This window comes from Saccharopolyspora sp. MMCC62 (assembly GCF_057736575.1).
This window is the reverse complement of sequence record NZ_JBYKCM010000010.1, coordinates 273,817-294,424: the sequence shown is the minus strand read 5'-3', so window position 1 is coordinate 294,424 and position 20,608 is coordinate 273,817. Positions and strand designations below refer to the sequence as shown.

Genomic DNA, 20,608 nt, shown 5'->3' with positions numbered 1-20,608 from the left:
CCGGGCTTCCGGGCTTCCGGGCTTCCGGGCTTCCGGGCTTCCGGGCTTCCGGGCTTCCGGGCTTCCGGGCTTCCGGGCTTCCGGGGCGGATTGTCCCGCATGGACCGGCAGGTCCGCGCCGGGGTGGTGCGGTGGCGGTGCGGGCATGGGCGCCGATCCTAGCCGCCCCGGATCTCCGGCCGGTCCTGCTCCGGGTCGCCGTGGTCGGTCTCCACCCGGTTCCGCCCGGCCCGTTTCGCCCGGTACAGCGCGATGTCGGCCGCCGCGAACAGGTGGTCCAGCTTCGCGGGCCCGCCCGCGACGCCGATGCTGACGGTGGGTACGCGGCGGGTGCAGCCGAGGACCAGGCGCCAGTCGTGCCGGTCGACGGCGGCCCGGATCCGTTCCGCGACGACGGGTCCGGCGTGCCGCGAGTCCTCCGCGTCGTCGACCACGAGCACCACGAACTCGTCCCCGGCCCACCGGCAGATCAGGTCGTCGGCGCGGCATTCGCGGCGCAGCAGGTGCGCCACCTCCTGCAATGTCGCGTCGCCCGCGGCGTGCCCCGCGAAGTCGTTGACGTCCTTGAACCAGTCCACGTCGAGCAGCACGAGCCACGGGATGCGGCCTTGCGCCGCCGTCTCCGCCAGCAGTCCGGGTGCTTGGCGTTGCAGGCCGAGGCGGTTCACCAGGCCGGTCAGCGGGTCGCGCACCGCCGCTTCCTGCGCGGCCGTCGCGAGCCGCTGCGCCTGCACGGCGACCCGTCGTTGTTCGAGCGCCTGGCCCAGGCCTTCCTGCAGGGTCTCCACGGCGGCGCCGCCGGCCCGGACGGTGCGGCGCAGTGCCGCCGCCTCGCCCACGGCGTCGCCGAGCTGCACGCACACCGAGGCCAGGTCCAGCGAGTACCGCATCATCTGCATGGTGTCGCCGATGCTCTCGGCGCTGTCCAGCGCGCGGCTGGCGAAGGTGCGCGCCGAGTGCAGGTCGCCCTGGTCGCGCCGCACGATCGCCAGCACCCAGTTCGCCACCGCCGTGCAGAACCCGTCCTCGGCGTCCTTGCTGAGCTCCAGGGCGCGCTGCGCGAGCCGCTCCGCCTCCGGCAGCCGTCCGAGCCCGGCTAGGGCCCGTGCCCCGCCGGCCAGCGACACCCGGCGCAGCTGGCCCTCGCCGATGAGCAGCAGCGCCTCGTCGAACAGGTCGCGGGCGGTGCTGAACAGCCGATCAGCGGCGGAGACCTCCCGCGCCACCGAGCGGAAGATCAACGCGCTGGCCTGGCGCACCAGGCAGTGCGCCAGCGTCTCGGGGTCGTCCGCCTTGCGCGCCACCTGCACGCTCAACGTCATCAGCTCCAGCGCGGACGCCCGGTGACCGATGGTCTCCAGCAGGTTGCCGAGGATGCTGATGGTCTGGGCCGCGGACGCGCCGATCGGCTGGTCCGCGTCCAGGTCGGTCCAGCCCTCGGCGGCCAGTTCCAGGGCTTGCGGGATGCGGTGCAGCCGCCAGGACAGCCACGCGCGGTGCACCAGCACCGTCGCCCGGTTCCACTGCTCGCCGACCAGGTTCAGCCCGGTCGAGACGAGCTCGTCGAACGCGATGTCCGCTTCGTGGAAATGACCGGAGTCGAGCAGGGCCCGCACGTGACGATCTTGCGCGGGGATGTGCCCCGACATCAGCGAATCGTCCTGTCGCACGGCGTCTCCGAGATCGTCCTCGTGCCCCGTTCCCAGCGTTCGGTCTCAGGCTACCGGGATCGGCCGCCCCGGTACTTGTCGTGGTGCACGACGTCCTCCAGCGGCGAGCGCCGTCGCCAGCCGTGTCGTTCCAGGTCAGGGGTTTCGGCGAGGGCGTGCACGGGTCCCACGCAGAGCCAGGCGACGGGCCGGACGCCGTCGGGGATCTCCAGCAGCCCGCGCAGGAACTCCTCCCGGTAGAAGCTGACCCAGCCGACGCCGAGCCCTTCGGCGGTGGCGGCCAGCCACAGGTTCTGGATGGCCAGGCACACCGAGTACAGGCCCGCGTCGGCGATGGCGTGCCTGCCCAGCACGGCGGGGGAGCCGCGGTCGGGGTCGTAGGTGACGGCGATGCCGAGGCCGGATTCGACGATGCCCTCCACCTTGATCTTGGCGAAGGTCGCGGCCCGTTCGCCGCTGAGCTCGGCGGCGAACACGTCGCGTTCGGCGCGCACGTGCTCGCGGAAGGCGCGGCGGGTGTCCTCGTCGCGGACCAGTACGAAGTCCCACGGCTGGCTCAAGCCCACGCTGGGCGCGCTGTGCGCGGCGGTCAGCACGCGGCGCAGCACCTCGTCCGGGATCGCGCCGCCGGTGAACTCGTTGCGGACGTCGCGCCGCCGCCGCAGCACGTCGTAGAGGTCGGCGGCGGGCATCGGGTCGGTGGATCGAGCGGTCATTGCCGCAATCCTGCCGTGCCCACCCACCCGAACGTGATGGCGAAGCGCACACCGGCCCGCCATCCGCCCTCGATCCTCTCAGCGGCGAAGCCGCTGAGCAGAAACCACGCACGCAGCAGGACCACCCGCGGGTTCTCAGCTGCTTCCTCGCGAGGACAGCGATTTCTCCTGTGGCGGAGCCACCGGTGAAATCGATCCCGCAGCGAGGAAGCAGCTGAGGTTCCGCCACCCGGCCACCAGAGCAAGCCGAGTGGAACCATAAAGAAGTTCAGCGTTTGGCGGGGGTGGGGTAGGGGAGCAGGGCCATCTCGCGCGCGTTCTTGATCGCGTTGGCGACTTCGCGCTGCTCCTGCACGGTCAACCCGGTCACGCGGCGGGAGCGGATCTTGCCGCGGTCGGAGAGGAACTTGCGCAGCAGCGCGGTGTCCTTCCAGTCCACGGTGACGACGCGTTCTTTGCGCAGCAGGTTCTGCTTGCGGCGGGGCGGCTTGCGTTCGACGGGCACGGGGATCACCAACTCGACTTGGTCACGCCGGGCAGTTCGCCGTTGTGCGCGAGCTGGCGCAGGCGCACGCGGGAGAGCCCGAACTTGCGGAAGTAGCCGCGCGGCCTGCCGTCGACGGTGTCGCGGTTGCGCACGCGGGTGGCGCTGGCGTCGCGGGGCTGCCGGGACAGCTCGGCGACGGCGTCGGCGCGCTCCTCGGGGGAGCTGCCGGGGGCGGAGATGATCCGCTTGAGCTCGGCGCGGCGTTCGGCGTGCCGGGCGACGAGCACCTTGCGCTGCTCGTTGCGGGCGATCTTGGACTTCTTGGCCACCGGGGCCCTCCTCAGCGCTCTTCGCGGAACTCGACGTGCTTGCGGGCCACCGGGTCGTACTTGCGCAGCCGCAGCCGGTCGGGGTTGTTGCGGCGGTTCTTCCTGGTGACGTAGGTGAAACCGGTGCCAGCGGTGGACCGCATCTTGATCACGGGACGGATGTCGTTGCTCGCCATCAGATGCGCTCCCCGCGGGATCGGATGTCAGCGACGACGGCTTCGATGCCGCGCTTGTCGATGGTCTTGATGCCCTTCGTGGACACCCGCAGGCGGATCCAGCGGTTCTCCGAGGGCAGCCAGTAGCGGCGCTGCTGCACGTTGGGCAGCCAGCGGCGGCTGGTGCGCACGTGCGAGTGCGACACCTGCTTGCCGTAGCCGGGTTCTCGCCCGGTCACTTGGCAGCGGATGGACACGAGGGCCTCCTGATAACGACAGTCGTTTTCAACAAGGGTAGCGTGTCGGTTCGGCAGATGAAAACCGTTCCTGATTGGGGCTGCGAGTGGGCACCGAAACCGAACCGTCCGAAGCCGCCCGGGTGCCGCTGGTCGTGGTCGCCGGGCTGGACGGCGAGCACGTCGCCGACACCGCCGGAGCCGTCCGCGCGACCGACCCGCACGGCACCGCCGTCGTCCACCACGACCTGCGCGAAGTCACCTCCGGCGTGGTCCGCAGGTACCTGCGCCACGGCGACTCCGAGCAGCTCACCGTGCTCGAACTCGCCCACGGCTGCGTCTCCTGCACGCTGCGCGAGGACTTCCTGCCGCTGCTGCGCAGGCTCGCCGCCGCCCCCGACGTGCGGCGCATCGTGGTGCGCCTCGACCCCTCCCTCGAACCCGAGGCGATCTGCTGGGCCATCGAGCACGTCGTCGTCGACACCGCTCCCGTCGCCGAGGACGTCGAGGTCGAAGCCGTCCTCACCGCCGTCGACCTGCCCAGCTGGCTCGCCGACGTCAGCGGCGACGAACCCCTCTACGAGCGCGGCCTCGCGGGCAGCCCCGACGACGAGCGCACCGTCGCCCAGGTCGGCGTCGGCCAGGTCGAGTTCGCCGACGCCGTCGTCCTCGCCGGGGATGCCGACCGCTGGCAGGCCGTGCGCACCGGGGCCGTCCTGGACCGGCTCACCCCCGCCGCACCGCGCGCCGCGCTCACCGGCCTCGACGTGCCCGCGCTGCTCGCCCGCATCCCCGCGGGCGCCCGCCGCGGCGAGGTCGACGGCGCGCACGGACCGCTGCTGCGCGGCCAGCCGCCGCTCGACGAGGACGCGGGCGTGTCCGTCGTCCTGTTCGAACAGCGCCGTCCGTTCCACCCGGAACGGTTGCACGACGCGCTCGACGTGCTGCTCGACGGCGTCGTGCGCACCCGCGGCCGCGCCTGGGTCGCCAGCCAGCCGGACACCGCGCTCTGGCTCGAATCCGCAGGCGGCGGGCTGCGCGTCGGGCACGCCGGGCCGTGGCTCGTCACCCAGACCCCCGAGCAGTGGGCGCAGGTCGACCCTGAGCGCCAGGTGAAGGCCTCGCTGAACTGGGACGACTACTACGGCGACCGGATGCAGGAGCTCGTCGTCATCGCGCACGAAGCGGACCCGGGAGCCATCCGCGGCGCCCTGCACGAAGCACTGCTCACCGACGAGGAACTCGCGCTCGGCGAGACCGCGTGGCGCGAACTGCCCGACCCCTTCGGCGAATGGCACGAGGACCCGTGCGCCGACGACGAACCCCAGCAGGCGCCCGCCTCCCGCGAAGGCGACCAGCGCGGGGCATGACCACCCCCGCCCGCCGGGTAACCCCGGCGGGCGACCGGAACGACCAGCACAGGAGGAGATCCGTGAAACCGAACATCCACCCCGAGTACGGCCCCGTCGTGTTCCAGGACCGCTCCACCGGCACCCGGTTCCTGACCCGCTCCACCGCCACCTCCGAGGACACCGTCACCTGGGAGGACGGTCGGAGCTACCCGCTGATCGTCGTCGACATCACCGCCGACTCGCACCCGTTCTGGACCGGCAACCAGCGGGTGCTCGACAGCGAAGGCCGCGTGGAGAAGTTCCGCCGCCGCTACGGCGACCGCCGCCGCTGAAGCCCAGCAGCACCGCACCGAGGAGGAAGCACCCGCATGGCCGTTCCCAAGCGCAAGATGTCCCGCAGCAACACCCGGCACCGCCGCTCCCAGTGGAAGGCGACCGCGCCCGAACTGGTGCCGGTGGTCATCGACGGGGAGAAGAAGCTGGTGCCCCGCAACCTGATCCCGTACTTCCAGCAGAAGTGACCGCACCCGGCCCGCCCCGAGCGGCGGGCCGGCCGGCGGAGACCCGAGGGCTTCCTCGCCCCCCGAGGGCTTCCTCGCCGGGAGTGCGGCAGCGCCGCCTCGGCGGGGGAGCCCTCGCGCGTGCGCGGCGGGGCCGTCGCTGCGGGACCGGTCCTCGTCCCCACCCGGACGCCTCCCGCGTGCGCGGCGTGGGTCACATCGGAGCGGGTGGTCCCGGCGCGCCGGTGCGGGTTCTCAGGTTCGTCTCAGAACTTCGCGCAACACTGTCCGCATGCGCATCCTCGTCGTCGACGACGACCGAGCCGTGCGCGAGTCCCTGCGCCGCTCGTTGCAGTTCAACGGCTACCAGGTGGAGCTCGCCGCGGACGGTCAACAGGCCCTGGACCAGCTGGCCGACCAGCGGCCCGACGCGATGGTGCTCGACGTCATGATGCCCCGCCTGGACGGCCTGGAGGTGGCGCGCAGGTTGCGCAGCACCGGCGACGACCTGCCGATCCTGGTGCTCACCGCGCGGGACGCCGTGTCCGACCGGGTCGCCGGGCTGGACGCGGGCGCCGACGACTACCTGCCGAAACCGTTCGCGCTGGAAGAACTGCTCGCCCGGGTGCGCGCGCTGCTGCGCCGCGCCTCCCCGGCCACCGATGAGGGCGACGAACTGCCGCCCGCGCTGAGCTTCGCCGACCTCCAGCTCGACCCCGGGACCCGCGAGGTGCGCCGCGGCGACCGGCCGATCAGCCTCACCCGCACCGAGTTCGCGCTGCTCGAACTGCTCATGGCGCACCCGAAGCAGGTCCTCACCCGCAGCAGGCTGCTGGAGGACGTGTGGGGCTACGACTTCCCGACCTCAGGCAACGCCCTCGAGGTCTACATCGGATACCTGCGCCGCAAGACCGAGACCGAAGGTGAATCCCGCTTGATCCACACCGTGCGCGGCGTCGGCTACGTGCTCCGGGAGACCCCGCCGTGACGACACCCGCCCCACCGCCGCCCGGCACCGACCTCGGCGGCCCGGGCGATCGCGGCCGGTTGCAGCGGATCTCGCTGCGCAACCGCGTGACGCTGCTCGCCGCGCTGTCCGTGGCGGGTGCCGTCGCCCTGGTGTCGCTCGGCGCGTTCTTCACCGTGCGCGACAGCCTCTACGAGCAGCTCGACGACAGCCTGCTGCGACGCGCCGTCGAAGCCGAAGCCGGGCCGCTCATCGCGGAACCCGCGCGGCTGCAAGGGGTTCCGGTCGCGTTCTTCTCGGCGGCGAACCTCGAGATCAGCGTGCTCTACCCGAACGGGGAGGAGCTCGCGCCGAGCCAACGGCCGCCGTCCGGGCCGCTGGAACTGGCCGTGGCGCAGCGGAAGCTGCCCCGCTCCATCCGCACCGACGAGGCCAGCAACAGCCGCGTCGTCGCCGTGCCCGTCGACAACGGCGCGCTCGTCATGGCGCAATCGCTGGCCCCGACGAAGGCGACGCTCGCGCAGCTGAGCCTGGTGCTCGTCGTGATCGGCGGCGCGGGCATCCTGCTCGCCGCCGCCGCGGGCACCGCCGTGGCCAGCGCCGGGCTGCGGCCGGTGCAGCGGCTCAACGCCGCCACCGAACGCGTCGCGCTCACCGGTGATCTGCGGCCGATCCCGGTGTCCGGGGACGACGAGCTGGCCCGGCTCACCACCTCGTTCAACGGGATGCTCGGGGCGCTCGCCGAATCGCAGGAGCGGCAGCGGCGGCTCGTCGCCGACGCGGGCCACGAGCTGCGCACCCCGCTGACCTCGTTGCGCACCAACCTGGAACTGCTGATGGCCGCCGCCCAGCCGGGCGCGCCCGCGCTGTCCGACCAGGACCGCGAGGAGATGTTCGAGGACGTGCGCGGGCAGATCACCGAGCTCTCCGCGCTCGTCGGGGACCTGGTGGAACTGGCCAGGGAGGACGCGCCGCAGGCCGTGCACGAACCCGTCGAGCTCGTCGACGTGGTGGAGCGCGCGCTGAACCGGGCCCGCAGGCGCGCGGGCCCCGTCGAGTTCGACGTGCGGCTGCAGCCCTGGTCGATGATGGGCGACGCGACCGCGCTGGAGCGGGCCGTGCTGAACCTCTTGGACAACGCGGCCAAGTGGAGCCGCGACGGGGACACCGTGCGGGTCCAGCTCTACGACGACGGCGCCGGATCGGTGGTGCTGGAGGTCGCCGACGGCGGGCCGGGCATCGCGGAGGCGGACCGGCCGCACGTGTTCGAGCGGTTCTACCGGTCGTCGCTGGCGCGCACCCTGCCCGGCTCCGGGCTCGGGTTGTCCATCGTCAAGCAGGTCGCGGAACGGCACGGCGGCCGCGTGTGGGCGGGTGCCGCGCCGGAGGGCGGCGCGCTGCTGCGGATGATCCTGCCGGGGCACGTGGGCTGACCGGGGACGTCGGCCTGCTCCGCGGGTGGGCGTGTTCTGCGCGTGGGCTGATCCGCGGGCGGGCCGGGTCCACCGGCGGATCTGATCCGCGGGTGAGCCGGCCCCACGGGTGGGCCGGTTTCGCGGGCGGGCGAGGTCCGCGAGTGGACCGGATCCGCACGTCGGCCTGAGCCGCACATCGGCGTGATCCGCGGGCGGGCCGGGTCCGCGGTCGAGCCGGGTCCGCGGGTCGGCCGAACGCGCGTGGCCGTTGGTCCGGTCGGTGGCGGTGCTGCGCGGATCGGGCGGACGCGCCGTCCCCCGTTCCGCGGCGGGTGGTGCCGCCGTGTGACCCTCGTACCTCCCGGACGTGCTCATCCGGTGCACACGTGTCCGAAAATCCAACAGCATCGAACACCTTTGGTGGTCACTTTCGATCGATACCCGGATTTTTCGCGTGCGTCATCACGGGTAGTGTTGGTTCATGTTGACTTGACGCGTCAAGTTCAGCAGCATCCTCATGAACAGGACGCGCACCGACGCAGTGCCCGCCCGGGGATCAGCGCTCCGGGCCGGGCTGGATGGGACGGGTGGAGTGCTCGCACGCCAACGCCAGGAAGTGATCCTCGACGAGGTGCGGCGCACCGGAGCCGTGCAGGTCAGCGAGCTCGTGCTGCGCCTCGGCGTCTCCGACATGACCATCCGCCGCGACCTCGACGCGCTCGCCCGCCAAGGGCTCGTCGAGAAGGTCTACGGCGGCGCCACCTCCACCCTCGGCCGCAGCACCGACGAACCCGGCTTCGAAGCCAAGTCGGTCCGCCAGCTCGCGGAGAAGGAGGCCATCGCGCGGGAGGCCGCCGCGCTCGTCCGGCCCGGCACCGCCATCGGCCTGTCCGCGGGCACCACCACTTGGACCATGGCCCGGCACCTCGACGACATCCCCGACCTCACCGTCGTCACCAACTCGGTCCGCGTCGCCGATGTGCTGCAGCAGCGCGGGCGCACCGACCGCACCGTCGTGCTCACCGGTGGCGTCCGCACCCCCTCCGACGCGCTCGTCGGCCCCGTCGCCGTGCAGTCGCTGCGGTCCCTGCACCTGGACCTCGTCTTCCTCGGCGTGCACGGCATGGCGCCCCGCGCCGGGTTCACCACCCCCAACCTCAACGAGAGCGAGACCAACCGGGCGCTCGCCGAAGCCGCCAGCAGGCTCGTCGTCGTCGCCGACCACGCCAAGTGGTCCACCGTCGGCATCTCCACCATCGTCGACTTCGCCGAGGTCGACGTGCTCATCACCGACGACGGGCTGCCCGACGACGCCCGGCAGCTGCTCGCCGAGCAAGTGCACGAACTGGTGATCGCCGAAGCGGTGCTCACCGCCGATTCCGAACCCGACAAGTCCGGCCCCGACCGGGCCGGCAGCGATCAGGAGGCCGCGCGGTGAAGCGCACCGTCCGGGAACTGGCCGACGGCAGGCAGATCCACTACTTCGACACCGACCCGGCGCGGCAGCGCACGGCCGTGGACACCCGCGACCTGCCGCCGCGGCCCCCCGTCTCCGAGATGCGGCGCGACCCGCTGACCGGCGAATGGGTCGCGATGGCCGCGCACCGCCAGACCCGCACCTACAAGCCGCCGGCCGACCAGTGCCCGCTGTGCCCGAGCACGCCCGGGCGGCCCACCGAGATCCCCGAGGCCGACTACGAAGTCGCCGTCTTCGAGAACCAGTTCCCGTCCTTCGCGGCCGCCGAACCCGATCCGTCCACCGTGGACGGACTGCCGATGGTGCCGACCGCGCCGGCGCGCGGGCGCTGCGAAGTCGTGTGCTTCACCTCCGACCACGGCACGTCCTTCGGACAGCTCAGCCCCGCGCAGGTCCGCACCGTCGTCGAGGCCTGGGCCGACCGCACCGCCGCACTCTCCGCCACCCCCGGCGTCGAGCAGGTCTTCTGCTTCGAGAACCGGGGCGAGGAGATCGGCGTGACGCTGCACCACCCGCACGGCCAGATCTACGGCTACCCGTTCGTCACGCCCAAGACCGAGCGGATGCTGCGCACCGCCGAGGACTACCTCGCCGAGCACGGCAGGCCCGTCCTCGGCGACGTGCTCGCCGCCGAACGCGCTTCCGGGCGCCGCGTCGTCGTCGACTCCGAGCACTGGACCGCGTACGTGCCCGCCGCCGCCCGCTGGCCCGTCGAGGTGCACGTGGTGCCGCACCGCCAGGTGCCCGACCTCGTCGCGCTGACCGACGCGGAGCGCGACGACTTCGCCACCACCTACCTGGAGGTGCTGCGACGGCTCGACGGGCTCTACGACCGGCCGCTGCCCTACATCGCCGCCTGGCACCAGGCCCCGGTGCGCACCGGGCGCGACCTGTCCTGGCTGCACCTGGAGCTGTTCTCCGTGCTGCGCTCCGCGGACAAGCTCAAGTACCTCGCCGGGTCCGAGTCGGGCATGGCGGTGTGGGTGAACGACGTGACGCCGGAGCAGATCGCCGACCGGCTCAAGGCGCTCTGACCGATCGCCGGTGGCTACGGCGGGTGATCGGAGGCCCGTTCTCCGATCTCCCGTTCGTGGGCTGTGACGTTCGGCACTGGCGCGGTTTCGTTCGGTACTCCACAGGCGGGTCTCAGGCGGTTCTCAGCTGAATGCCCCAAAGTGGGGAACATGAGCGACCAGCCCCAGCGAGGCTCGGGCGACCCGTCCGAAGACCCGCGACAGCAGGCAGACAGCAGCGGAACCGCCCACCTTCCGCAGGAGACCGGCGACACCCCGCCTGCCGGGGCGTTCGAGCAGCAGTCCGGCACCCAGCAGCAGTTCGGTGCCCAGCAGCAGCCGCACCCCGCGAACGAGGCGCACGCGCCCCGGCCCGACCAGGCCACCGATCCCGCGGCCACCCGGCAGCAGCCCGCGCCGTACGGCGCCTACGAGCAGCCCGGCATGGGCGGCGCTCCCGGCGGCCAGTACCCGCAGATGGGCGCGCCGCACCAGCAGCAGGGCTGGTACCAGCAGCCGATGGGCGCGGTCCCCGTGCAGGAGCACCGCCCCGCCAAGCGCAACGGGCTCGTCGCCACTGCCCTCGTCGGGGCGCTCGCGATCGGCCTCGTCGGCGGCGGTGTCGGTGGCTTCGTGGGCTACCGCCTCGGTTCCTCCGGCGCCGAATCGCAGAGCACGAGCCTCGACCAGCAGCAGCCCGCGCGCAGCGCCAGCGTCGCGCCGAAGGGCTCGGTCCAGGGCGTCGCCGAGAAGGTGCTGCCCAGCGTGGTGCAGCTGCAGATGCAGACCGCGCAGGGGTCCGGCGAGGGCTCCGGGATCGTGCTGAGCCAGGACGGCTACATCCTCACCAACGCCCACGTCGCCGAAGGCGCCGGGCAGGGCAGGCTCACGGCGATGTTCCACGACAACCGGACCGCCTCGGTGCGGGTCGTCGGATCCGACCCGAAGTCCGACCTCGCCGTGGTGAAGGCCGACATCACCGGTCTGACCCCCGCCGAGCTCGGCCGCTCCGACGACCTGCCGGTCGGCGCCCCGGTGGTGGCGATCGGTTCGCCGTTCGGGCTCTCCGGCACCGTCACCAGCGGCATCATCAGCGCCAAGGACCGCCCGGTGCGCGCGGGCGGGCAGAGCGGCGCCCAGGACAGCGTGCTCAACGCGCTGCAGACCGACGCGGCGATCAACCCCGGCAACTCGGGCGGCCCGCTGGTCGACATGGACGGCCGCGTCGTCGGCATCAACTCGGCGATCTACAGCCCGGGGTCCGGGGAGCAGGAGCAGGGCGGCTCGGTCGGCCTCGGCTTCGCCATCCCGATCGACCAGGCGCAGCGGACGGCGAAGGAGCTGAAGGACACCGGCTCGGCCACCCAGACCACGCTCGGCGTGAGCATCCAGAGCGCGCCGCAGGGCGGTGCCGTGGTGCGCCAAGTGGTGCCGAACGGTCCCGCGCAGCAGGCCGGCATCCAGAACGACGAGCTGATCACCAAGTTCGACGGGCGCTTCATCGAGGACGCGGACGCCCTCGTCGCCTCCGTTCGCTCGCACCAGCCCGGGCAGAAGGTCCAGGTGACCGTGAGCGGCGCGAACGGTGCCGAGCGCACGGTGGACGTCGTGCTCGCCGGTCAGTAGAGGTCCCCACGACCCGGCCGCACCCGCGGCCATCCCCGCACGGCCCGGCCCGGGCCGCGGTGACAAGGAGAACGCGACAGATGTCCGAACGGAACGGCCACGTCATCCCGCACCGGAACCAGCAGCACCGCGCCCGGCTCGTCGAGCCCGGTGAGTCACTGGATCTCCCTCCGGAACTCCTTGCCACTACGGTGAACGGCATGGAACGCAGCGCGCAGCGGCTGGGACGCGCCCTGGTGGTCGTGGTCGACGACCGGGCCGCGCAGGGCGAGCAGGAGGACAGCATCGGTCCGCTGGTGACCGAACTGCTGGAGGAAGCCGGTTTCATCGTGGACGGGACCGTCGCGGTGGCCGGGGAGACGGTGGACATCCGCAACGCGCTGAACACGGCGGTGATCGGCGGGGTCGACGTGGTGATCACGGTCGGCGGCACCGGGGTGTCGCCCCGGGACGTCACGCCGGATGCCACGTCCGGGGTGCTGGACATGCCGGTGCCCGGCATCGCCGAGGCGTTGCGGGCGTCGGGTCTGGCCGCGGGAGCGGTCGACGCCGGGGTGTCCCGCGGGCTCGCCGGGGTCTCCGGCAGCACGCTGGTGGTCAACCTGGCCGGGTCCCGGGCCGCGGTGCGGGACGGGATGGCCACGCTGTCGCCGTTGGTGACGCACGTGATCGAACAGCTGTCGGGCCTCGAACAGGCCTGACCCGGTAGCGGAACGACGGTGGCGGCACCCCGCGGGGTGCCGCCACCGTCTCGTTCGCGCTGCGGCCGTCGCCGGGGCGGCCGCAACGTCGTCCTCCAGCGCCGCCGGCTCAGGAAGACGAGGTTCCGCCGGGCTGCGCCGGGCCGTCGCCGTCGGGCTTGTGCGGCGTCTCGCCGGGCTGGCCGGTCTGGCCGGTCGAACCCGGGCCGGTGGAGCCGGGGCCGGTCGAGCCCGAGCTGGTGGAGCCGCCGCCGGTCGAGCCGGAGTCGCCGGTGGACTGCTGCTTGTTGAGCACGCCCTCCACCTTGCTGCTCACGTTCTCGATCTGGTCGTGGTACTTGCCGCCGGTCGCCTTGTCCAGCTTCGTCTTGGCGGCGTCCAGACCCTTGGTGGCGTTCGGTCCCGCCTTCTCGGCGAGCTCGCCCGCCTTGTCCTTGGCCTGGTTGGCCAGGTCCTTCGCCTTGTCCAGGAAACTCATCCGTTGCCTCCAGGTGGCCGTGCCGCTGCGGGTGGCCGGGAGCGGGTGGCCGTGCCGGTCACGGCCGCGAAACCGGTGGGCACCGGCTGGTCCCGGCCGTCACCGGGAAGTCCCCGGGTGCTCGGTCATGGTCGCACCACGATCTTGGTGGAGGAAGCGGCCCACGGCATCCGGAGTCCGCGCATCCCCGGGATGGGGGACGATGGAGGCATGACGGAGACCGAACGGCAGCGCAGGCGCCGCCTCGCCGAGATCTTCGGCGAGGTGCTCCCGCAGACCACCTCGGACGAGCGTTCCGAGGGGCCGGACCGCCGGGAAGGTGATCAGCGGGAGACCGAGCGCTGGTACCGGGAGAACCGCCCGCCGCACCACGGCGGCTGACGGGAGCCCGGAACCGCTCGCGGGTCAGTTCTTGCTGGCGCCGCCGTTGCCGCTCTGCGCCGAGACCGAGGCGTTCGCGCCCACGGTCGTCTCGTCGTCGGAAGCGAGGCCCTTGACCGCGGGCAGGCCCTGGTCGCGGCGCAGCAGGTCGCGGATCTCCTGCAGCAGCTCCACGTCGGTCGGGTCGGCCGGGCCTTCTTCCTTGCCCTTCTTCCGGCGCTCCTGGATCTTCTGCATCGGCATCACGAACAGGAAGTAGACCACCGCGGCGGTGATCAGGAACGTGATGACCGAGTTGATCACCACGGCGAAGTCGATGACCGAGGCCTCGTTGCCGTCGATGATCTGGAACGACAGACCGCGGACGTTCGCTCCGCCCGCTGCGGCGATCACGGGCTTGATGACGCTGGTCGTGACCGCGGTGACCAGCGCGGTGAACGCGCTGCCGACGACGACCGCGACCGCGAGGTCGATCACGTTGCCTCGCATCAAGAAGTCCTTGAAGCCCTTGAGCACGGCACACTCCTTCGTTGAACTGGTGAACTCGGCGTGCCCGGGTCGATCCCGGACGGGAGCGGAGCCGCGGGAGCTCGTCCCGGCGGCTGCTCAGCGGAGCGTAACGGTCACCGAATGGATCAGTGATGCTCCTGCCACCGTTGCAGCGCGCTGCTCCGGAACACCCACGACCAGGAGTCGTCCCTGGTCCGCCCCGCTTCCGGTGGGGCGGACCGCCAGCACCGGCACCTGCTCGGCGAGGACCGATCCGGGACCGGATCGTTCCTGGGGTGTGACCAGGTCCACTCGGAGTCCCGGGCGCAGCAGGTCGGCGACCCCGGGATCGGCGAGGCGCACCGGTACCGCGACCTGACCCGGCTCGGCTCCGGCGACGGGTGGTCGGTCGGCCGCGGTGGCCAGCCGGACGTCGGTGAGCGGCTCGCCGTCCCGCACCGCGCCGCCGAGCGTCCGGCCCACCGCGGCGGCCGGATCGCGCAGCGCCCCGGACGGCACCAGATCGGCGGGCACCGCGCGGTGCCGCAGGTCCGCGGAGTCCAGCGGCCTGCCGGGGGAGAGGTCGTGCGCCGCGACCACCACCCGCACCTGCCGTCCGGGGGCGGGCAGCAGCGCGAGCACGCCGGCCAGCGCGAACAGCGCGACGGCCGCGACGCGGCGGGCGAGCAGCAGCCCTGCGCCGCGCGGTACCGGAGCTCGCGGCAGCAGCGCGGCCATCCGCTCCCGCAAGGTCGGGCGCAGGTCGTGGTCCGGGCCGCGGTTCCGCCGTGGGCCGGCGCCGCGCGCGTGCTCGGCTCCGCCGCGCGGCCCGGGGGCGCCGGCGATGCCCGCACCGACCGGCGGCCGTCCGATGTCCCCCGCGCCGCTCGACGGTCGCCCGGCGTCCGGCGCGTTCCCGCCGCGCCGCAGGTTCCGGTCGTTCCCCGGCCGCCGACCACCTCGAAGGCTCGTACCGTCCCGAAGCCCGCCGTCCCGAAGCCCACTGCCGTCCCGAAGACCCCTGCCAGCCCGCAACCCCGTGCCGCCCCGCAGTCCCGTGCCCCCGGAATTCCCGCGCCCGCCGCTCATCGCCCCTCCTCGCCGTCGATCTCCTGATCTCGACGTTAGGAGAGCGCGGGGCCCGCGAACAGGGTCGATTCCCAAATCTGTGGATGGCTAGGCGGCCTGTGGACAACTCGGTCACCGATGGGTGAAAGCCCTTGCCTGCGCAGAAAAAATCGCCGACCGCGGCAGCGATCGGCGATCTCGGGTGCGGAGCGGATCAGGAAGCCGCCGCGGTCGTCGACGACGAGCTCGACGACGAAGACGACGAGCTCGACGAGGAAGAAGACGAGGACGACGAGTCCGAGGAGGAGCTCGACGAACCGGACTTCGACTCCCCGGACGACGACGTCGAAGAAGAGGACGATCCGGAGTTCGACCGGTTGTCGGTGCGGTAGAAGCCGCTGCCCTTGAACACGATGCCCACCGCGTTGAACAGCTTCCGCAGCCGACCGGTGCACTGCGGGCACTCGGTCAGCGAGTCCTCGCTGAAGGACTGCACCGTCTCGAAGCGGTGGTCGCATTCGGTGCAGGCGTACTGGTAGGTGGGCACAGCCGTCAACCTCCGGACTTCATCGTATTGGCACTCGAATGGACAGAGTGCCAACACGATGATGCGCCATCCGGGGTGCCCAGCGCAAACACGCTTAGGTCACACCGCGTGCCCGCGACCCCCGCCACCGACCGCGACGAGGCCTCGACCAGGAGTGATCACCGCGTGCATGCGGATGTCGTGTTCCTCACCGGGCAGCTCCGCCACGAACTCGGCGTCCCGCACCACCCCGATCAGCTGCGCCGCCGGATCCGCCAGCGGCAGCGAGCGGTCGTAGTGGCCGGCCCCGCGGCCCAGCCGGACCCCGCGCTCGTCCACCGCCAGCGCGGGCACCAGCACCGCATCGGCCGCCCCGAGCCCCGCCGCGCCCAGCCGCGGGCCGTTCGGTTCCAGCAACCCGTACCGGGCCCGGTCCAGGGACTCCGATCCCGCGTACTCGGCCCAGTCCAGCGGTGCCGCGCCGACCACGACCGGCAGCAGCACCCGATGTCCCGCCGCCCGCAGCGCGTCCAGCAGCTCCGTCGACCCCGGCTCGCCGCGCACCGGCACGTACGCCGCCACCACCCGGGGGTTGCGCTGCCCGGCCCAGTCCAGCACCGCCGAACGAAGCGATGCCGTCTCCGCCGATCGAGTGGTCTCGTCGATGGTCCTTCTGCGTTCCTCGAGGACGCGCCGCCACCGCGACTTGGATTCCCGTAGTTCTCCCAGCGAGGTCACAGTTCCACCATAGGCGCGCCCGATAGGCTCCGGACCCATGAACAGCGCTGCCAGCACCCCCGCGAACGCTGCGTTCCGCACCGCCATCGTGCCCGCCGCGGGCTTGGGGACCCGGTTCCTGCCGACCACCAAGGCCGTGCCCAAGGAACTGCTGCCCGTCGTGGACACCCCGGGGATCCAACTGGTGGCGACCGAGGCCGCCGAAGCGGGCGCCGAACGCCTCGTGATCGTGACCTCCCCGGACAAGAAGGCCGTCACCGACTACTTCCAGCCCGCGCCCGAGCTGGAGAACACCCTCCGGGAGCGCGGCAAGGACGAGCTGCTCGCGAAGGTGCGCAAGGCACCCGAGCTGATCGCCGCCGAGACCGCGCTGCAGGAGGAGGCCCTCGGCCTCGGGCACGCGGTGAGCTGCGCGGAGCCGAACCTGACCGACGCCGACGACGCCGTCGCCGTGCTGCTGCCGGACGACCTCGTGCTGCCCGGCGGGGTCCTCGCCAAGATGGCCGAGACCCGCGCGCGCCACGGCGGCAGCGTGCTCTGCGCCTTCGACGTGCCCGACGACGAGGTCTCCTCGTACGGGGTCTTCGACGTCGCCGACACCGACGAGGACGACGTCAAGCAGGTGCGGGGCATGGTGGAGAAGCCCGCGCCGGAGGACGCCCCGTCCAGCTTCGCCGCCGCCGGCCGCTACCTCCTCGACCGGGCGGTCTTCGACGCCCTCAAGCGGATCGAACCCGGTGCCGGAGGTGAGCTGCAACTCACCGATGCCGTAGCGTTGCTGATCTCGGAGGGTCACCCGGTGCACGTGGTGGTGCACCGCGGCAAGCGACACGACTTGGGAAATCCTGGCGGTTTCCTCAAAGCTGCGGTGGACTTCGCCCTGGACGACCCCGAGTACGGGCCTGGTCTGCGGGACTGGCTCGGTGAACGACTGAACAGGAGCTGATGGCGGGCGGCCTCGGCTCCACCTGGAAGAGGTCGAGTGCCATGAGGTCAGTGGACGAACAGCTCGCGCGTGTCCTCACCGCCGCGGTGCGGCCCGCGCCGGTGCGGGTGGCGATCTCCGAAGCGCAGGGCCTGCTGTGCGCCGAGGAGATCGTGGCCGGTCAGGCGCTTCCCGGATTCGACCAGGCCGCGGTGGACGGCTACGCGGTGCGCAGCGTCGACGTGCACGTCGACGGGGACGAGGCGCCGGTGCTGCCGGTGGTCGGCGAGATCACCTCCGGCTCCCGGCAGCCCCGCAGGCTGCAGCCCGGCCAGGCGGTGCGGGTCACCGCGGGCGCTCCGCTGCCGACGCTGGCCGACGCGGTGGTGCCGCTGGAACAGACCGACGAGCACCCGGCGAAGGTCACCGTCCGCCAGGGCGTGCCGTCGGCGGCGTTCGTGCGGCGCGCGGGCGAGGACGTGCAGACCGGTGACCTCGCGGTCCGCCGGGGCTCCGCGATCGGGTCCGCGCAGGTGGGGCTGCTCGCGGCGGTCGGCAGGGACAAGGTGCTGGTGCACCCGCGGCCGCGGGTCTCGGTGCTGTCGCTGGGCGACGAGCTCGTCGACGTGGACCGGTCCCCGGGACAGGGCCAGGTCTACGACGTGAACTCCTACGCGCTGGCCGCGGCCGCCCGCGACGCGGGCGCGGAGGTCACCCGCGTGGGCATCGTCAGCACCGAACCGAAGCGGCTGCGCGAGGTCGTGGAGGGCCGGTTGCTGCTCTCCGAGATCGTGGTGATCTCCGGCGGGGTCGGCGGTGCGCTGGGCAACGAGGTCCGGTCGGCGCTGGGCGACCTGGGGGAGCTCGACTCGACGCGGGTCGCGATGCACCCGGGGTCCATGCAGGGCTTCGGCAGGCTCGGACCGGACGAGGTGCCGACCTTCCTGCTGCCGGGCAACGCGGTGAGCGCGCTGGTGGTCTTCGAGGTGCTGGTGCGGCCGCTGATCCGCGCCGCGCTGGGCCGCGGCAACCCGCACCGCCGCACCGTGACGGCGAACCTGCTCTCCCCGGTGACCTCGACCGCGGGCCGCCGCGGTTTCCTGCGCGGGCAGCTGCTGCGCGATCCGGAGACCGATTCCTACCTGGTGCAGCCGCTGGGCACCTCCGGCTCGCACCTGCTGGCGTCGCTGGCCGAGGCCAACTGCTTGATCCTGGTCGACGAGGACGTCACCGAGGTCGGTACCGGCGAGGACGTGCAGGTCCGGTTCCTGTCCCAGCGCGCGTGACCCGCTCGATGTCCGAGGACGCCGAGCCGCTGTTCCCGTCCCGGCACCCCGGCTGGCCGGCCCGTCCGGGGCCGCTGCTGGTGCCCGCGGGCGTGGTCGAGCTGCGGCCGCCGCGGCTGCGGGACGCGACGGCGTGGAGCGGGCTGCGGCTGCGGGACCGGGCGTACCTGCAGCGCTGGGAACCGACGACGGTCGGCGATTGGCGGGACCGCAACGCGGTGCTGGCCTGGCCCGCGCAGTGGAGCGCGCTGCGCGGGCTGGCGCGGCGCGGGCAGGCGCTGCCGTTCGCGATCGCGGTGGACGGCCGGTTCGCGGGGCAGCTGACCGTCGGCAACGTGGTGCGCGGTGCGCTGCGCTCGGCGTGGATCGGCTACTGGGTCGCGGCGGACGTGTCCGGGGGCGGGATCGCGACCGCGTCGGTGGCGCTGGCGGTGGACCACTGCTTCGGCCCGGCGGGCCTGCACCGGTTGGAGGCGACGGTCCGCCCGGAGAACTCGCCGAGCGTGCGGGTGCTGGAGAAGGCCGGGTTCCGCCGCGAGGGGCTGTTCGAGCGCTACCTCGACGTCGAGGGCGCGTGGCGGGACCACTACGTCTACGGGCTCACCGTCGAGGACCAGCCGGAGGGTGCCGCGGCCGCGCTGGTCCACAGCGGACGCGCCCGGTACGCCTGACCGGATCGGGAGATCTTCGCCGCACTCCAGGGGCCGCGGGATGCCCGCCGCAGCCGAGACCTCGATCACCGCGCTCCGGCACCCCGTCGCTCGTCCGAGTGTATTTCCGCTGTTCCCAGGCGTGCGGGTGCCGACACGCCGGGGCATCGCGTCCCGTCCCGCGCGCCGCCCGTGGGTTTTTCTGCCTTCAGGACGAAACGAAATCACAACGGCGTGGCTCAGAGACAGATGTGACAGAAGTGGCTAGCGTGGCGGTCGCAGCAGTGTGCGGCAGGCAGCCAGGGGGAGGTGGCGAGGCGTGCCCAGTTCTTTGATCTTCGCGGCGCTTGCGGCGGCGTGGTTGGTGGTGCTGGTACCGATGTTCGCCCGTCGCCGGCAGGAAGTGTCCAAGACGACGGACTCGGCACTGGCGGCGCGGGTGGTTCGCAGGGGTAGCGATCGGTCCGCGGCCGGTGCGACGGAGAGGGCGCAGGAGGCGTACGGCATGGCCGACACCGACCGGCACGAGGACGACGACCGCGACGAGATCGACGAGCAGGACGAGATCGACGACGTCGAGGAGCAGGACGACGACCAGCGGCGCCGCGTGTACAGCGACGACGTCCGCGCCGGGCGTCGTTACCGGCCCGGCCGAGGTGGCTACGACCCGGAGGCCGCGGCGCTCGCGGCGCGCACCAAGTACGCCCGCAGGCAGCGGATCACCATCGCGATGGTGCTCACCGCGATCGCCACCGCGCTGGTCGCGGCGCTCGCGTCGCCGGTGGTGTGGTGGCTGCACGTGGCGGTGGACCTCGCCCTCGCCGGTTACCTCACCTACCTGCGCCGGCAGGTCCGCATCGAGGAGGACGTCCGGGAGCGCAGGCTCGCGCGGATGTCCGCGCTGCGGGAGGACGAGGACGAGGACGACGAGCTCGAGTACGGCGAGCCCGCGCTCGACGAGTACGACGAGCGGGACGAGTACGAGGCGCCCCGCGGTCCGGCTCCGCGCAACACCGGAGCGGTCGTCGTGGAGATCGACGACGAGGACCCGATGTTCGACGAGCTCGACGAGCGAACCTGGCAGCCGTACCGCCGTGCGGTGGGCGAATAGGTTCCGCGCTCCTCTTGGGAGGGGGGTGCGCGGAGTGCTGTTGGGGCCCTGCTAAGCTACAACAGCACTCAGGCAAGGGGCTGTAGCGCAGTTGGTAGCGCGTCTCGTTCGCATCGAGAAGGTCAGGGGTTCGATTCCCCTCAGCTCCACGGAAAAGTCCGGTCGACGCTGTAGCGTCTTCCGGGCTTTTTTTGTTGGTACGGGGGCCGAGCCCCCGTAGGCCCCCACGGTGCGGTGGTGGGGCGGGGTGGTTCGTTGCGGTAGGGCGAGTTCCCCGCCTGCTCGCTTTGATCGGAGCCTGGTCGACGTTGC

25 protein-coding genes and 1 tRNA gene are annotated in these 20,608 nt (G+C 72.5%); 15 read left to right on the top strand and 11 right to left on the bottom strand.

The genetic code is table 11. The annotated features are described in order from the left end of the window. Positions 1-158: 158 nt before the first annotated feature. The 6 genes from AC29IT_RS23500 to rpmB form a co-directional block, all read right to left on the bottom strand. Positions 159-1,649, bottom strand: a complete 1,491-nt coding sequence (locus AC29IT_RS23500; RefSeq protein ID WP_488220112.1) for a GGDEF domain-containing protein — start codon at positions 1,647-1,649, stop codon at positions 159-161. 71 nt (positions 1,650-1,720) lie between these two features. Then, entirely contained in the window at positions 1,721-2,386 is a 666-nt protein-coding gene (gene bluB / locus AC29IT_RS23495; protein WP_488220111.1) for a 5,6-dimethylbenzimidazole synthase, read from the bottom strand. A gap of 268 nt (positions 2,387-2,654) precedes the next feature. Next, positions 2,655-2,897: a 30S ribosomal protein S18 gene (gene rpsR, locus AC29IT_RS23490; RefSeq protein ID WP_488220122.1), complete on the bottom strand. Its 243-nt coding sequence runs from the start codon at positions 2,895-2,897 to the stop codon at positions 2,655-2,657. Continuing rightward, positions 2,897-3,202, bottom strand: coding sequence for a 30S ribosomal protein S14 (rpsN, locus tag AC29IT_RS23485; RefSeq protein ID WP_224963104.1), 306 nt, complete (start codon positions 3,200-3,202; stop codon positions 2,897-2,899). Before rpsN ends, rpsR begins: the two co-directional genes overlap by 1 nt. 11 nt (positions 3,203-3,213) lie before the next feature. Beyond that, a complete protein-coding gene (gene rpmG / locus AC29IT_RS23480; protein WP_488220110.1) occupies positions 3,214-3,378 on the bottom strand; it encodes a 50S ribosomal protein L33 in 165 nt (54 codons plus the stop codon). Next, positions 3,378-3,614 carry a 50S ribosomal protein L28 gene (gene rpmB / locus AC29IT_RS23475; RefSeq protein ID WP_224963108.1) on the bottom strand — a complete coding sequence of 79 codons (237 nt, stop codon included), beginning with the start codon at positions 3,612-3,614 and terminating at the stop codon, positions 3,378-3,380. Before rpmB ends, rpmG begins: the two co-directional genes overlap by 1 nt. Before the next feature lie 86 nt (positions 3,615-3,700). On the opposite strand from rpmB, the gene mrf reads away from it, so the two are divergent. The 9 genes from mrf (at position 3,701) to AC29IT_RS23430 (ending at position 12,644) form a co-directional block, all read left to right on the top strand. Beyond that, positions 3,701-4,963, top strand: a complete 1,263-nt coding sequence (mrf, locus tag AC29IT_RS23470; protein WP_488220109.1) for a ribosome hibernation factor-recruiting GTPase MRF — start codon at positions 3,701-3,703, stop codon at positions 4,961-4,963. Positions 4,964-5,025: 62 nt separating this feature from the next. Beyond that, positions 5,026-5,277, top strand: coding sequence for a type B 50S ribosomal protein L31 (locus AC29IT_RS23465; RefSeq protein ID WP_358440732.1), 252 nt, complete (start codon positions 5,026-5,028; stop codon positions 5,275-5,277). A 36-nt stretch (positions 5,278-5,313) separates the two neighbouring features. After that, on the top strand, positions 5,314-5,466 hold the full coding sequence (rpmF, locus tag AC29IT_RS23460; RefSeq protein WP_224967884.1) for a 50S ribosomal protein L32: 153 nt from the start codon (positions 5,314-5,316) through the stop codon (positions 5,464-5,466). Positions 5,467-5,737: 271 nt separating this feature from the next. Beyond that, positions 5,738-6,433, top strand: coding sequence for a response regulator transcription factor (locus tag AC29IT_RS23455; RefSeq protein ID WP_358440735.1), 696 nt, complete (start codon positions 5,738-5,740; stop codon positions 6,431-6,433). After that, positions 6,430-7,845, top strand: coding sequence for a sensor histidine kinase (locus AC29IT_RS23450; protein WP_358440737.1), 1,416 nt, complete (start codon positions 6,430-6,432; stop codon positions 7,843-7,845). The genes AC29IT_RS23455 and AC29IT_RS23450 overlap by 4 nt, the downstream gene beginning before the upstream one ends. A gap of 574 nt (positions 7,846-8,419) precedes the next feature. Continuing rightward, positions 8,420-9,265, top strand: coding sequence for a DeoR/GlpR family DNA-binding transcription regulator (locus tag AC29IT_RS23445; protein WP_358440740.1), 846 nt, complete (start codon positions 8,420-8,422; stop codon positions 9,263-9,265). Further along, positions 9,262-10,338: a galactose-1-phosphate uridylyltransferase gene (gene galT, locus AC29IT_RS23440; protein WP_358440743.1), complete on the top strand. Its 1,077-nt coding sequence runs from the start codon at positions 9,262-9,264 to the stop codon at positions 10,336-10,338. The genes AC29IT_RS23445 and galT overlap by 4 nt, the downstream gene beginning before the upstream one ends. A gap of 150 nt (positions 10,339-10,488) precedes the next feature. After that, positions 10,489-11,943 (top strand): S1C family serine protease, encoded by a 1,455-nt coding sequence (locus AC29IT_RS23435; RefSeq protein ID WP_488220108.1) that lies wholly within the window; start codon positions 10,489-10,491, stop codon positions 11,941-11,943. A gap of 200 nt (positions 11,944-12,143) precedes the next feature. Then, the gene (locus AC29IT_RS23430; protein ID WP_184476585.1) at positions 12,144-12,644 is read left to right on the top strand and encodes a MogA/MoaB family molybdenum cofactor biosynthesis protein; all 501 of its coding nucleotides are present in this window, start codon (positions 12,144-12,146) and stop codon (positions 12,642-12,644) included. A gap of 109 nt (positions 12,645-12,753) precedes the next feature. On the opposite strand, the gene AC29IT_RS23425 is transcribed toward AC29IT_RS23430, so the two are convergent. Next, on the bottom strand, positions 12,754-13,122 hold the full coding sequence (locus tag AC29IT_RS23425) for an antitoxin (RefSeq protein WP_488220107.1): 369 nt from the start codon (positions 13,120-13,122) through the stop codon (positions 12,754-12,756). Positions 13,123-13,332: 210 nt separating this feature from the next. Between AC29IT_RS23425 and AC29IT_RS23420 the strand changes: the two genes are divergently transcribed. Further along, positions 13,333-13,503 carry a hypothetical protein gene (locus AC29IT_RS23420; protein ID WP_224960228.1) on the top strand — a complete coding sequence of 57 codons (171 nt, stop codon included), beginning with the start codon at positions 13,333-13,335 and terminating at the stop codon, positions 13,501-13,503. A gap of 24 nt (positions 13,504-13,527) precedes the next feature. Here the strand turns inward: AC29IT_RS23420 and mscL are convergent, their stop codons facing one another. The 4 genes from mscL to AC29IT_RS23400 all read right to left on the bottom strand — a co-directional run bounded on the left by mscL (position 13,528) and on the right by AC29IT_RS23400 (position 16,324). Then, positions 13,528-14,019, bottom strand: coding sequence for a large conductance mechanosensitive channel protein MscL (gene mscL / locus AC29IT_RS23415; protein WP_358440751.1), 492 nt, complete (start codon positions 14,017-14,019; stop codon positions 13,528-13,530). A gap of 90 nt (positions 14,020-14,109) precedes the next feature. Then, positions 14,110-14,730 (bottom strand): Flp pilus assembly protein CpaB, encoded by a 621-nt coding sequence (gene cpaB / locus AC29IT_RS23410; RefSeq protein ID WP_358440754.1) that lies wholly within the window; start codon positions 14,728-14,730, stop codon positions 14,110-14,112. 544 nt (positions 14,731-15,274) lie between these two features. Next, positions 15,275-15,607, bottom strand: coding sequence for an FmdB family zinc ribbon protein (locus tag AC29IT_RS23405; RefSeq protein ID WP_358440757.1), 333 nt, complete (start codon positions 15,605-15,607; stop codon positions 15,275-15,277). Between the two features lie 99 nt (positions 15,608-15,706). Next, on the bottom strand, positions 15,707-16,324 hold the full coding sequence (locus tag AC29IT_RS23400) for a 5-formyltetrahydrofolate cyclo-ligase (RefSeq protein WP_358440760.1): 618 nt from the start codon (positions 16,322-16,324) through the stop codon (positions 15,707-15,709). A gap of 37 nt (positions 16,325-16,361) precedes the next feature. Here AC29IT_RS23400 and AC29IT_RS23395 point away from each other — a divergent pair, with 37 nt between their 5' ends. The 5 genes from AC29IT_RS23395 (at position 16,362) to AC29IT_RS23375 (ending at position 20,445) form a co-directional block, all read left to right on the top strand. Further along, entirely contained in the window at positions 16,362-17,270 is a 909-nt protein-coding gene (locus AC29IT_RS23395; protein ID WP_358440762.1) for a UTP--glucose-1-phosphate uridylyltransferase, read from the top strand. Positions 17,271-17,311: 41 nt separating this feature from the next. Next, the gene (gene glp, locus AC29IT_RS23390; RefSeq protein ID WP_358440764.1) at positions 17,312-18,535 is read left to right on the top strand and encodes a molybdotransferase-like divisome protein Glp; all 1,224 of its coding nucleotides are present in this window, start codon (positions 17,312-17,314) and stop codon (positions 18,533-18,535) included. An 8-nt stretch (positions 18,536-18,543) separates the two neighbouring features. Continuing rightward, positions 18,544-19,206 carry a GNAT family N-acetyltransferase gene (locus AC29IT_RS23385; RefSeq protein WP_358440834.1) on the top strand — a complete coding sequence of 221 codons (663 nt, stop codon included), beginning with the start codon at positions 18,544-18,546 and terminating at the stop codon, positions 19,204-19,206. 265 nt (positions 19,207-19,471) lie between these two features. Then, positions 19,472-20,296: a divisome protein SepX/GlpR gene (sepX, locus tag AC29IT_RS23380; RefSeq protein WP_488220106.1), complete on the top strand. Its 825-nt coding sequence runs from the start codon at positions 19,472-19,474 to the stop codon at positions 20,294-20,296. Positions 20,297-20,372: 76 nt separating this feature from the next. Beyond that, positions 20,373-20,445: transfer RNA gene (locus tag AC29IT_RS23375), tRNA-Ala, on the top strand. Positions 20,446-20,608 lie beyond the last annotated feature (163 nt).